The organism is Streptosporangium sp. 'caverna' (assembly GCF_003203775.1).
GTDB lineage: Bacteria > Actinomycetota > Actinomycetes > Streptosporangiales > Streptosporangiaceae > Streptosporangium > Streptosporangium subroseum.
In genome coordinates, this window is record NZ_CP029711.1 from 1,392,064 (window position 1) to 1,404,317 (window position 12,254).

Annotated in this window: 8 protein-coding genes and 1 pseudogene; 4 read left to right on the forward strand and 5 right to left on the reverse strand. The window is 71.3% G+C overall.

Going from position 1 to position 12,254, the window contains the following annotated elements; all coding sequences use genetic code 11:
• Together DKM19_RS06290 and DKM19_RS06295 are read left to right on the forward strand one after the other, a co-directional pair.
• Positions 1-6,288, forward strand: coding sequence for a non-ribosomal peptide synthetase/MFS transporter (locus tag DKM19_RS06290; protein ID WP_239514415.1), 6,288 nt, complete (start codon positions 1-3; stop codon positions 6,286-6,288).
• Positions 6,285-6,803, forward strand: coding sequence for an acyl carrier protein (locus tag DKM19_RS06295; protein ID WP_110694894.1), 519 nt, complete (start codon positions 6,285-6,287; stop codon positions 6,801-6,803). The genes DKM19_RS06290 and DKM19_RS06295 overlap by 4 nt, the downstream gene beginning before the upstream one ends.
• A 139-nt stretch (positions 6,804-6,942) precedes the next feature.
• On the opposite strand, the gene DKM19_RS06300 is transcribed toward DKM19_RS06295, so the two are convergent.
• From DKM19_RS06300 to DKM19_RS06310, 3 genes are all read right to left on the reverse strand, one after another.
• Positions 6,943-7,767, reverse strand: a complete 825-nt coding sequence (locus DKM19_RS06300; RefSeq protein ID WP_239514111.1) for an MBL fold metallo-hydrolase — start codon at positions 7,765-7,767, stop codon at positions 6,943-6,945.
• A gap of 102 nt (positions 7,768-7,869) precedes the next feature.
• Complete coding sequence (locus DKM19_RS06305; protein WP_204358676.1) at positions 7,870-8,529, reverse strand: response regulator transcription factor; 660 nt, start codon at positions 8,527-8,529, stop codon at positions 7,870-7,872.
• Positions 8,502-9,779, reverse strand: coding sequence for a sensor histidine kinase (locus tag DKM19_RS06310; RefSeq protein ID WP_239514112.1), 1,278 nt, complete (start codon positions 9,777-9,779; stop codon positions 8,502-8,504). The genes DKM19_RS06305 and DKM19_RS06310 overlap by 28 nt, the downstream gene beginning before the upstream one ends.
• A 133-nt stretch (positions 9,780-9,912) precedes the next feature.
• On the opposite strand from DKM19_RS06310, the gene DKM19_RS06315 reads away from it, so the two are divergent.
• Together DKM19_RS06315 and DKM19_RS06320 are read left to right on the forward strand one after the other, a co-directional pair.
• Entirely contained in the window at positions 9,913-10,524 is a 612-nt protein-coding gene (locus DKM19_RS06315; RefSeq protein WP_110694897.1) for a class I SAM-dependent methyltransferase, read from the forward strand.
• On the forward strand, positions 10,517-11,233 hold the full coding sequence (locus tag DKM19_RS06320; RefSeq protein ID WP_110694898.1) for a DedA family protein: 717 nt from the start codon (positions 10,517-10,519) through the stop codon (positions 11,231-11,233). Before DKM19_RS06315 ends, DKM19_RS06320 begins: the two co-directional genes overlap by 8 nt.
• On the opposite strand, the pseudogene DKM19_RS52910 reads toward DKM19_RS06320, so the two are convergent.
• Both DKM19_RS52910 and DKM19_RS06330 read right to left on the reverse strand, forming a co-directional pair.
• Positions 11,196-11,273 (reverse strand): annotated as a pseudogene (locus tag DKM19_RS52910) (hypothetical protein); the annotation flags it as partial. The gene DKM19_RS06320 and the pseudogene DKM19_RS52910 sit on opposite strands and share 38 nt — an antisense overlap.
• Before the next feature lie 86 nt (positions 11,274-11,359).
• Positions 11,360-12,253 carry a serine/threonine-protein kinase gene (locus DKM19_RS06330; RefSeq protein ID WP_110694900.1) on the reverse strand — a complete coding sequence of 298 codons (894 nt, stop codon included), beginning with the start codon at positions 12,251-12,253 and terminating at the stop codon, positions 11,360-11,362.
• Position 12,254: the final 1 nt, after the last annotated feature.

Sequence of the window (12,254 nt, forward strand, 5' to 3'; positions counted from 1 at the left end):
ATGCTGTCGCCCGCCAAACAGGCGCTGCTGGCCCAGCGACTACGGCGCGGCGCCGCAGTCGCTCCGCCGTCGATCTCCCCGCGTCCGCCGGAGACGGAGATCCTCCCTCTCTCGTCGGGACAGGAACGGATCTGGTTCCTCGGCCAGCTCGACCCCGAGGACACCTCGTTCGCCATGTCCCTCGCTCAGCGGTGGCGCGGCCCGCTGGACGTCGCGGTCCTGCGCCGGGCGTTCGACGAGATCGTGGCCAGGCACGAGATGCTGCGTACCCGGTTCCGTGGCATGGACGACGCGGTCGGCACGGGCAACGCAGCCGGTACGGACGACCCGGCTGACGCGGTCGACACGGACACCGCAGTCGGCATGAACGACCCAGTTGACGCGGCTGACCCGGACACCGCAGTCGGCATGGACAACCTGGCTGACGCGGCCGACACGGACAACGCAGCCGACCCGGCTGACGCGGCCGACGTGGACAGAACAGTCGGCATAGACGACCCGGCTGGCGCGGCCGACATGGACAACGCCAACATGGACGCGGGCCCGGTCCAGGTTGTCGAGGAGCCGGGGCCCGCGCCGTTCGAGTGCCTGGACGTCTCCGAGGACGAGGCCCCGGCCGTGATCGCGGAGCGCGTCTCCACTCCCTTCGACCTGACGGCCGGACCACCGCTGCGGATCACGCTGCTCCGTCTCGGCGACGACGACCACGTGCTGAGCGTGGTGTGCCACCACATCATCGCCGACGGGGTCTCCATCAACCTGCTCCTGCGCGAGCTCGCCGTTCTCTACGGCGCCTTTCTCGCAGGCGAGCCGTCGCCACTGGGGCCGCTGCCCATCCAGTACGCGGACTACACGATCTGGCAGCGCGGTGAGCTTCAGGGGGAGAGCGCGCGACGCTCGCTGGACTACTGGAGTGAGCAGCTCGCCGGCGCCCCGATCCTGGAGCTGCCCACGGACCGGCCACGCCCCGCCGTGCACACCTCCGAGGGCGACACCCTGACCGGCGGCGTCGACGCAGAGGTGACCGCCCGCCTGGAACGGCTCGCGATCGCGGAGGGCGGCACGCTGTTCATGGCGCTGCTCGCCGCCTACCAGACGCTGCTCATGCGCCACACGGGACAGCAGGACATCTGCGTCGGCTCGCCCATCGGCGGGCGGCCCCACGTCGAGCTCGAACCGCTGATCGGTTACTTCCTCAACACCCTCGTGCTCCGCGGCGACCTGTCGGGGGACCCGACCTTCAGGGAACTGCTGGGCCGTACCCGGTCCACCGCGGTGGACGCCTTCAGTCACCAGGAGATCCCGTTCGAGAGGGTCATGACCGATCTCAGGATCGAACGCGACCTCAGCCGCTCGCCCCTCTTCCAGACCATGCTCATCCTGCACAGCCAGAACGACCCCGATCAGGTGCTCCCGATGCGGGACATCGAGGTCGAGGGGTTCGACACCGGATACCGGGCGGCCAAGTTCGAGGTGACGCTGGAAGCCTGGCGCGGCGCCGACGGCCTGACCCTCGGGTTCGGATACCGGACCGACCTGTTCGACCGGTCCACGGTCGAGGCGCTGGCCGACCGGTTCGTCCGGCTGCTCCGCGCGGTGGCCGACGATCCAGACATCCGACTGTCCGAGATCGACCTGCTGGGCGAGGACGAGCGGGAACGGATCCTGGGCTGGAGCACCGGTCCCGGCAGGCTTCAGCGGGAGACCATACCCGGGCTTCAGGAGAAGACCGCACCTGAGCTTCAACAGAAAATCGCACCTGAGCTTCAGCGAGAGACCGTACCCGGGCTTCAGCGAGAGACTGCACCTGAACTTCAGCGAGAGACCGCACCTGAGCTTCAGCGGGAGACCGTACCCGAGCTGATCGCCGCCGCGACGGCGGCGGCCCCGGGGAGGACGGCGCTGAGCCACGAGGGCGTCGAGCTGACCTACGCGGAGCTGGACGGGCGGTCCGACCGGCTCGCGCGGGCGCTGCGCGAGGCGGGCGCCGGGCCCGAGTCGATCGTCGGAGTCTGCCTGGACCGTTCGCCTGATCTGATCGTCACGCTGCTCGCGGTGTGGAAGGCGGGCGCCGCCTACCTGCCGCTCGATCCGGCCTACCCGGACGACCGGCTGACCTACATGCTCGCCGACAGCGCGGCCGGAATCCTGGTCGCCCCCGCCGCCACGGGCGCGCGCCTGCCGGAGATCCGGCGGCTCGACCCCAGCGACGAGCCGAGAGAGAGCGCGGCAGAGCTGCCCGCCTCCGCTCCCGACCGAGCCGCGTACGTCATCTACACCTCGGGTTCGACGGGCAGGCCCAAGGGTGTGGTCGTCACGCACCGGGCGCTGGCGGCCCGGGTCGGCTGGATGCGCGAGGAGTACGGTCTGAGCCCGGCCGACCGGGTGCTCCAGTTCGCCTCGGTCAGCTTCGACACCCACGCGGAGGAGGTCTACCCGTGCCTGGCGGCTGGCGCGGCGCTCACGCTGCTGCCCGGCGGGGGCGAGTTCCTGCCGGACTTCCTCGCGAGCGCCGAGGGCGCCCGGCTGACCGTGCTCGACCTGCCCACGCCGTACTGGCACGAGCTGGTCGCCGACATCGACGCCGTCGCCTGGCCACCCGGGCTGCGCCTGACGGTGCTGGGGGCCGACCAGGCGCAACCGCAGGCGGTCCGGGCCTGGCACCGGCGCTTCGGGGGACGGGTCCGGCTGGTCAACACCTACGGACCTACCGAGGCGACGATCATCGCCACCTGTGCGGAGCTCCGCGACTCCGACGAGCGTCCGCCCATCGGCCGTCCCATCGCGGAGACCTCCGTGTATGTGCTCGACGAGCGGAGGGGACTGGTCCCGGCGGGGACACCCGGCGAGCTGTACATCGGAGGCGCGGGCCTGGCCCGCGGCTACCTGAACCGGCCCGAGCTCACCGCCGAGCGGTTCGTGACCGATCCGTACGGCGAGGGCCTCCTCTATCGCACCGGAGACCGGGCCCGCTGGCGGCCGGACGGTCAGCTGGAGTTCCTCGGCCGCCTCGACAGCCAGGTGAAGCTGCGCGGCTACCGGATCGAGCTCGGCGAGATAGAGGCCCGCCTGCTTGAGGCTCCCGGCGTGGCGCAGGCGGTCGTCGTCGTGGACGACGGGGCGCTGGTCGCCTACGTCGTGAGAGACGCCGAACACGCAGGAACCGACGAGCACCGTGAGCTCGACGAACGCGCCGGACCCGACGGGCTCAACGAACACCGTGAGCTCGGCAAGCGCCGTGGGTTCGACGAGAGCCGTGAACTCGGCGAGAACGGCGAGTCGCACAGATCACGCGAGCCGCGCGAACCGCTTGAGTTGCGCGAGTGGCTGGCGTCCGCCGTCCCCGCGTACATGGTGCCGAAGGCGGTGGTGCTGCTCGACCGGCTGCCCCTGACCCCCAACGGCAAGCTCGACACGCGCGCGCTCCCCGCGCCCCGGATGGCGCGGGACGAGTCGGCGGCCGTTCCCGTCACGCCGGTCGAGCGCGTCATCGCCGGGATCTGGTCGCAGGTGCTCGGGATCGCCGAGATCGGGGCGGAGGACGACTTCTTCGAGCTCGGGGGACACTCGCTGTCGGCGACGAAGGCGATCGCCAGGATGCGCCGCGAGCTGGGCGGCGGCGTGTCCCTGATGGACCTGTTCCAGCACCCCACGGTGCGAGGGCTCGCCGCGCTGGTCGAGCGCCCCGGAGGAGCGTCAGGCGGTGAACCCGACGGCGCATCGGCACGCCCGCTGCTGCACGAGCTCACCCCGGTCCAGCGTCCGGGCACCGAGGTCGTCACCTACGTCTGCGTGCCCTACGGCGGGGGCAGCGCGGTGGTGTACCGGCCGCTGGCCGATGCGCTGCCGCCCTCCCACCGGCTGCTCTCGCTCGCGATCCCCGGGAACGACCTGGGACTCGAGGAGGACGCGCTGCCCTTTGAGGAGCTGGCCGAGCTCTGCACCGAGGAGATCCTCCGGCGGGTGCGCGGTCCGCTGGTCCTGTACGGGCAGAGCAGCGTCGGGTCGGCGCTCACCGTGGAGATAGCCCGCCGCGTCGAGGCCGCCGGACGTGAGCTGGAGGCCGTTTTCATCGGCGCGGCCTTCCCCTTCAGCCGGCCCACCGGCAGGGTGATGCGCGGGCTGGCCAGGCTCGCACGAGCCGCCGCCGTCTCCTCCGACCGCGCCTACGGCAACTGGCTCGCCTCCATGGGCGTGGACCTGAGCGACCTCGAACCCGAGCACGCCGTACGGATCGTGCGGAACATGCGCAGGGAGGCGGAGCGCGCCGAGGAGTACTTCACCGGCATCCTCGGCGCGGACGTGACGCGGCTGCGCGCCCCGCTGGTCACCGTGGCCGGCGACCGCGACCCCGCCACGGAGTTCCACGAGGAGCGCTACCGCGAGTGGCACTTCCTGGCGGACACCTCCGCGCTCGTCGTCATGAGTGAGGCCGGGCACTTCTTCCTGAAATACCGAGCTGCGGAACTCGCGCGGATCCTCGTCGAGACTCCTCGTGCACTCCCCTCGTGGACCCCGGAGATCCCCGCCGGCTCGGAGGGCCTGAAGGTTCCAGAGACCACGGTGTCGCGGGCGGCCCTGGACGACCCGGGGGATTTCGAGTCATCGGCGGGCGGCTCGAAGGTGCCAGAGAGCACCGTGTCCCAGGCGGCTCTGGGCAGCTCGGGGTCTCTCGCCCCGCGGGCGACCTCAGGCAACTCAGTGGCCCCGGAGGCCGCGAGGCCTCGGTCGGCTCTGGACGACCCGGGGGATTTCGCGTCATCGGCGGGCGGCTCGACGCCTCTGGAGACGCAGGGGACCTCCGGCATCCCCGCCCGGAGCGAAGGCGCGACGTGGTGGCTGGCGGGAGTGTCCCGGTACGGGCAGCGGGATCCCGCCGCGTCCCGGGCGCCGGAACCCGGGATGGGCCGGTTCGCGGCCGTGGCGGCCGGACAGCTCGTGTCGATCATCGGCTCGTCCCTCACCGAGTTCGCGGTGCCGATCTGGATCTACCAGACCACCGGGTCCGTCGCGAGCTTCGCGCTGTTCGCCGTACTCGCCCTGGTGCCCGGCCTGCTCGTGGCGCCGTTCGCGGGTGCGATCGTCGACCGGATGGACCGGCGCCGGGTGATGCTGGCGGGGGACATCGGGGCCGCGGGCAGCCAGCTCGTACTCGGTGTGCTGCTGTGGACGGGAAACCTTGAGGTCTGGCACGTCTACCTGCCGCTGGTGATGTTGTCGGTGGCGCTGACCTTCCAGCGGCTGGCCTACGGGTCGGCGGTCGCGCAGCTGGTGCCCAAACGTTTTCTCGGCCACGCCAACGGCGTCGTCCAGATGGTCAACTCCTCGTCGCAGCTCCTGGTCCCCCTGATCGCGGTCGGTCTCATGGCCACGATCGGGCTGGAGGGCATCGTCCTGTTCGACGTCGCCAGCTACGGCATCGCGATCGGCACGCTACTCCTCGTACGGTTCCCCGTCACGATGGCCTGGCGGCGCAGGGAGACACTCCTCGCGGAGATAGCAGAGGGCTTCCGCTACTCCTGGGGGAACCCCGGTTTCAGGGCCATGCTGTTCTTCTTCGCCGGGCTGAACGTCTTCCTCTCGCCTCTGTTCCTGATGGTCACACCGCTGGTGCTGTCGTTCGCGACCCTGGACGACACCGGCCGGGTCGCCTTCGCCTCCGGGGCGGCCGGGTTCCTCGGCGGCCTGATCATGAGCCTGTGGGGTGGGCCGCGCCGCCTGCGGATGCGCGGTGTGCTGCTCTGCACCCTGGCGCTGGGAGCGTGCTCCGCGGTCACCGGACTGCGGGCCGACCTCGTCGTGATCACCGTCGGGGCGTTCGGGATGGCCCTGTGCCTGACGCTGCTCAACGGCATCTACGCGACGATCGTCCAGGTGAAGGTCCCCCAGCGCTTCCACGGCCGGGTCTTCGCGCTGAACACGGTGATCTCGTGGTCCACGCTGCCGATCGGGTTCGGCCTCGTGGCCCCGGGGGTCAGCGCGCTGCTGGAGCCCATGCTCGCCGACGGCGGCACGCTGGCCTCGACCGCCGGGGCGCTCGTCGGCACCGGACCGGGACGGGGGATCGGTTTCATGTACGTCCTCTTCGCGATGGGCATCGTCGGCACGGCCCTCATCGCCCTGCGGACGCGCTCGCTCTCCGGCTTCGACCGTGACATCCCGGACGCGATCGCCGACGACCTCGTCGGGGTCGAGGCGATCGCCGGAAGGACTCCGCGTCCGGCGGAGAAGAACGTCATTGAAGACACCCAGCGGGTGACGGTCGACGTCGCCAAGGAGAAAATATGAGTCATCTGGACATCGCAGGCTCGGTCGATCAAGCAGGCTCGGTCGGTCAGGTCGGTCAGGTCGGTCAGGTCGGTCAGGTCGGTCAGGTCGGTCAGGTTGGTCAGGCGGGTTCAGCCGGTCAGGTCGGTCAGGTTGGTCAGGCGGGTTCAGCCGATCAGGTCGATCAGGTCGGTCAGGCGGGTTCAGCCGGTCAGGCCAGTCAGATCGATCAGGTCGACGCGGCCGGCGCGACCGATGCGGCCGGGACGGAAGGCATCTCGCCTTCCGGGACCCCGATGAGGGAGTGGCTGGCCGGGGCACTGGCCGCGGCCAGCGACGGGGAGGTCTCCGCCGAGGAGATCCTGAGCGCGGACTCCCCGTTCGTCGCCCTGGGGATCACCTCGATCGCCATGGTGCGGCTGGTCGACGCCATCGAGGCCGAGCTGGACGTCTTCATCGAGTTCGGGGGCGACACCTGGTTCCTCAAGGATCTGGACTCCCTGACGAGTTACCTCACCGGATTGGTTCGCACCTGAAGGACCGCGACCCCTGCTTCCGTCTCCAGGGCACGCCCATCCGGGAAACGGCCTCCGGACCCACCCGGTTTCTCCGCCGGGTACGGGGCGGGCCCCTGATCGTTCGGGCGTCGGCCGGCTCTCCCCGGCCTGCGAGGGATCAGGTTTCGGACTCGCCGGACCCGGCCCGCGATCGGTGGATCGCGAGGCTGGTGGTCTCCTCGGGATAGGGCGACAGCCGTACGGCGTCCTGGACGCTCATCCGGCCGGCGGCCACCTCCTCGCACAGCTCCGCGACCGCGCCGATCTCGGCGCGCTGGGTGACGACGAACGCGCGGTCCACCGGGTCACCGTGTCCCGGCACCACGGTGCCGTCACCGGCGAGCCCGAGCACGCCGTCGACCGTCCCCGGCCATTCGAGCGGGTAGGCGTCCCCGTACGCCGGTGGGGCGCCGTTCTCCACCAGGTCGCCGGCGAACACCACGCCGGCGTCCGGCACGTGGACCACCAGGTCGTTGCTGGAATGGCCGCGGCCGAAGTGGGTCAGGACGACCCGGCGCCCGCCGGCGACCAGCTCCGCCCGATCGGTCACGAGACGGTCCGGCAGCACGATCTCCGTTTTCGCGATGTCGTCGGCGATGCCGGCCTGCTCCTCCGTCAGGTAACGCAGCCTCCAGGCCTCCCGCGTCGTCTCTCCGTTCTCGATCAGATCGGTGCGGCAGCCCTCATGCGCCCAGACGGGACATTCCAGGAACGCCCGCGTGCCGAAGCTGTGGTCGAAGTGCGAGTGAGTGAGCACCACCGTCCACGGATCGCGGGTGATCCGCCGCACCTGTGAGGCGAGCTCCGCCCCCTGCCGCTCGTCCCCTCGCGTATCGATCACCAGGCAGCCGCCGTCACCCAAGACGAGGCCGACCGACAGGTCCAGCTCGGCATACCGCCGGACCAGTACCCGGTCGGCCACCTCGATCCATCGTTCTTCCATGGACGGCATTCTTTCTCACGACGGGAGGACGCCGGCCTCGGCGTTCTCCTTCGTCGAGGCCGGCGCGCGGAAACCTGACGCGCTCGGCACGTGGATCTCTGTCTACCCCCTCAGGTAGGTGACCACGGCCAGCACCCGCCGGTGGTCGTCCTCGGCCGGGGGCAGGTCGAGCTTGGTCAGGATGTTGCCGATGTGCTTGCCCACCGCGGCCTCCGACACCACGAGCGCCCTGGCGACGGCCGCGTTGGACCGGCCCTCGGCCATCAGCGCCAGGACCTCCCGCTCCCGGGGAGACAGCCGCGCCAGCGGGTCGCGGCGGCGGCGCAGCAACTGCCTGACCACCTCGGGGTCCACGACCGTACCGCCGCCGACCACGTTGAGCAGCGCGTCGACGAACTCCTCCACGTCGCCGATCCGGTCCTTGAGCAGGTAGCCGATCCCGGTGCCGTCACCGGAGTCCAGGAGTTCGGTCGCGTAGGTCTGCTCGACGTACTGGCTCAGCACGAGGACGGGCAGGCGCGGATTCTCCGCGCGGAGGGCGACCGCGGCCCGGAGCCCCTCGTCGGTGAAGTCCGGCGGCATCCGGACGTCGGTCACGACGACGTCCGGAGCGTGCTCGCGCACCGCCTCCATGAGTTTCCCGGCGTCGCCCACCGTGGCCACCACCTGATGCCCGAACCGCGTGAGCAGCCCGGCCAGCCCTTCGCGCAACAGCACGCCGTCCTCGGCGATGACTACCTTGAGGGATCGATCGATGCGCAAGGGATCTCCACACGGAGCAGGGTCGGGCCGCCGACCGGGCTGGAAAGCATCAGTCTGCCGTTCACCACCGAGACGCGGTCGGCCAGCCCCGCCAGGCCGGTCCCGGCCGCCGCGTCGGCGCCGCCCACGCCGTCGTCGCCGATCTCCACCACGAGGCGGTCGCCGTCCATCCGGCCTGTCACGGAGGCCTGCCGGGCGTCGCTGTGCCTGGCCGTGTTCGCCAGCGCCTCCGACACCACGAAGTAGGCGGTGGCCTCCACCGCCTCGGGCAGCCGCGACGGGAGCGTCATGGAGACCTCGACGGGGACGGGGGAGCGGTCGGCGACGTCGGCGACGGCCGCGGGCAGCCCCCGGTCGGTCAGGATCTGCGGGTGGATCCCCCTGATCAGGTCGCGGATCTCGGCCAGCGCGAGCTTCGCCTGCCCGTGCGCCTTGTGGACGAGGTCGGTCCTCTCGTCCCCGCGGGTGAGCTTGGCCAGGCCGAGCGTCATGGTCAGCGAGACCAGCCGCTGCTGGGCGCCGTCGTGCAGGTCCCGCTCGATCCGCCGCCGTTCGGCCTCGAAGGCCTCGACCAGCCGGGTCCTGGACCGGGTGAGCTCGATGACCCGCTGCGCCTCGTCGGTCTCCCGCGCGCCGAGCAGCAACCGGGCCAGTATGCCGTGGAGCACCGCCAGCGCCGTCAGCGGATAGATGAAGAGGGCGAGCAGGACGGCTCCCAGCAGCGCCGCGGCGAACGCCTCGGGATAGCTGTCGATCAGCCAGAACTTGAGCAGCCTGAACTCGCCCGATTCCTCCAGCGCTATGGGTGAGTACATGGCCAGCATGGGCCCGGCGATTCCGTACACCACGGCCAGGAGTTCCATCGGCCAGAGCACGGTGATCAGCAGGCCGGTGTAGGCCAGCTCCCGCCAGGTGGCCTGCTCACTGAACCGGAGCCGGGCCCAGGCGACGAGCCCCGGTTGGTCGGGCACGCGATGCGGCGATTCCACCGGCTCCGAGTCGATGATCCACAGGCGGCGCCGTTCCAGCGCGCCGACCGGGATCCCGCTGAGTCCCAGCACGACCAGCAGCGGGATGCCCACCAGCACCAGAGCCAGCAGCGCGCCGGAGATCAGGGACACCAGGACCACCACGAGCATGACCGCGCCGACGACGGCGCTCGTCATCAGGTAGGCGATCGAACGCCACGGCCAGAGCGTGACCAGCAGGTTTCGCCGGGTGAGTGCCTGCCAGGCCGCCTGAGATCGCACCTTATGACAGTACGGCCTGCGCGGGAGTGCCCCCCAGCGGGCCAGACCCCCTTCCGGGGTATGGCCAGGCATACCCCGAAGACTAGGTTCCGGCGTCCTGCGGCCGGCACCTCCGCGACGATGTCATTGAGCCATGAACGAGACAGCGGTGGTTCCTGACCTGCGGGCATTCATGGCGGTCGCTCTCCGCAAGCAGAGCGTGGTGGGCGCGATCGCCCCGAGCTCTCCGGCACTGGCCAGGGCGCTGACCGCGGTGGTGCCGACGAGCGGCACGCCGGTGGTGGTGGAGCTGGGGCCGGGCACCGGCTCCATCAGCGAGGCCATCCGGGCGCGGACGGCTCCCGGATCGCGCCATCTGGCCGTGGAGATCGAACCCGACCTGGTCGCACACCTGCGCAGGACCAAACCCTGGATGGAGACCATCCAGGGTGACGCGGCCGACCTGGGCGAGCTCCTGGCCTCCGCCGGGGTCGGCCGGGTGGACGCGGTGGTCAGCACGTTGCCGTGGTCGCTGTTCCCCGGCGAGCAGCAGGAGCGGATCGTCGGTGAGATCGGCCGGGTGCTCGCCCCCGGGGGAGCGTTCACGACCGTGACCTACCTGCACGCCGTACCGCTCGCCGGGGCCAGGGCCTTCCGCAGGCGGCTGCGGTCGGCCTTCGACGAGGTGCTGACCACCGGGCCGGTCTGGCGGAACCTGCCCCCGGGGATGACGTACGTGTGCCGCAGGCCGGCAGTTCATGTCTGACCTGCTCGGCCAGCTCTCCCCGCCGCTGCTGCTGGTCGTGGCGTGGGTGTTCCTGGTGGCCGAGGCCGGACTGCTGGTCGGCGTCGCGCTGCCGGGGACGAGCGTGCTCGTCGCGCTCGGGTACTTCTCCCATCTGGGCGTGGTGCCGCTGGGCGGGGCGATCGCGGTGGCGGCGTGCGCGGCGGTGGTCGGCACCCAGATCTCCTACCTGTGGGGGCGGCGCCGCGAGGGTGCTCCCTCCTTCCACCGGTTCGCCCCCGGCCGCTGGGACCGGCCGCGCGAGCTGCTCGGGAAGTACGGGCGCTGGGCGGTGGCGGGTGGCCAGTGGTTCGGCAGCGCCCGCACGCTGACCCCCCGGCTCGCGGGCTGGGCGGGCATGCCGTACCGCACCTTCGCGACCGCGAGCCTGCCCACCGCCTGCGCCTGGGCGGCGACGCTGGTGACCCTCAGCTACCACCTCGCCCCAGAGATCATCCAGCAGGTCACCACCCACCTGGCCGTCGCCGGACCGGCACTGGTCGCGGCCTGGCTCCTCATCGCCTGGGCGGTCCGCGCCAGGCTCAGGGCTCAGCGGTCACGAGTGGACCGGGCCGTGCCCTCCCCGGCCGGGGAAGGAGCACGATCTTGCCGTGAGCGTGCCGCCGTTCCGGCTCGCGGAACGCGTCCCGCGCCTGATCCAGTGGGCAGGCGCGGGCGATCGGCGCCTTGAGCCCCCCGCGCGCGGCGAGCCGGGCCGGCCCGCCGAGCACGACCGCGCACGCCGCGGCGCCTTCTCCGTCGGTCCGCGCACCGACCTTGGCGGCGGCCTGCCAGCCGCGGATGGTGACGATCCGCCTCAGGCGAGGACGCGGCCGACCATGCGTGCGTACATCCGGCCGGGGCTGGGGACCGACGACGGGTGCAGGAAGCCGGGGAGCATGGGGAGGTCCACGGCGAAGGGCTGCAGGCGTTCGTAGAGGACGTCGGCGCCCACGGGCCGGTTGTCGGGGTCCTTCTCCAGGAGATCCTCGATCAGGCGGTTCAGCTCGGCGGGGACGCCGGGGACCGCGGGCGGGCGCTCCTTCACCTGGCGCTCGAACACGACGTACTCGGTGGGTCCGGTGAACAACTGCTCGCCCGTCAGCATCTCGTGCATCACGCAGCCGAGCGCGTAGAGGTCGCTGCGGGGGCCTGACAGGCCGCTCTGGATCTGCTCGGGCGCCATGTAGGCGGGGGTGCCGAGGATCTGGCCGATCCGGGTGAACTGGGTGGAGTCGGCCTCACGGAGCATCGCGAGGCCGAAGTCCAGGACCTTGACGCTCCCGTCGGGACACAGCATCAGGTTCGTCGGCTTGAGGTCGCGGTGGTAGATGGACAGCGCGTGGGCGGCCGACAGGACGGCGCAGGCCTGGGCCGCGATCGCGGCGGCCCACGGGACGGGGAGCGGGCCGTGCTCGCTGACCAGGTCGGCCACGGTGACGCCCTCGATGAACTGCATCACCTGGAACAGCCGCTGGTCGAAGGTGCCGAAGTCGTAGAGCACCGGGGCGCCGGGGTGCTCCAGCTTCGCCAGGATGCGGGCCTCGCGCAGGAAGCGCCGGTTCAGCTCCTCGTCGGGGCCGGTGAGAAGCTTCAGGAATTTGACGGCCACCCTGCGGTCGAGGTGCTTGTCGTGACCGCCGTAGACGGCGCCCATGCCCCCCTGGCCGAGAGGGAGGTCGTCGAGTTCGTAGCGGTCTCCGATGACCATC

What these genes read in the sequence shown, in the direction of transcription:
- DKM19_RS06300 (WP_239514111.1), bottom strand. Translation starts at nt 7,767, where the DNA reads ATGGAAGAACGATGGATCGAGGTGGCCGACCGGGTACTGGTCCGGCGG.
- DKM19_RS06315 (WP_110694897.1), top strand. Translation starts at nt 9,913, where the DNA reads ATGAACGAGACAGCGGTGGTTCCTGACCTGCGGGCATTCATGGCGGTC.
- DKM19_RS06320 (WP_110694898.1), top strand. Translation starts at nt 10,517, where the DNA reads ATGTCTGACCTGCTCGGCCAGCTCTCCCCGCCGCTGCTGCTGGTCGTG.
- DKM19_RS06295 (WP_110694894.1), top strand. Translation starts at nt 6,285, where the DNA reads ATGAGTCATCTGGACATCGCAGGCTCGGTCGATCAAGCAGGCTCGGTC.
- DKM19_RS06290 (WP_239514415.1), top strand. Translation starts at nt 1, where the DNA reads ATGCTGTCGCCCGCCAAACAGGCGCTGCTGGCCCAGCGACTACGGCGC.
- DKM19_RS06330 (WP_110694900.1), bottom strand. Translation starts at nt 12,253, where the DNA reads ATGGTCATCGGAGACCGCTACGAACTCGACGACCTCCCTCTCGGCCAG.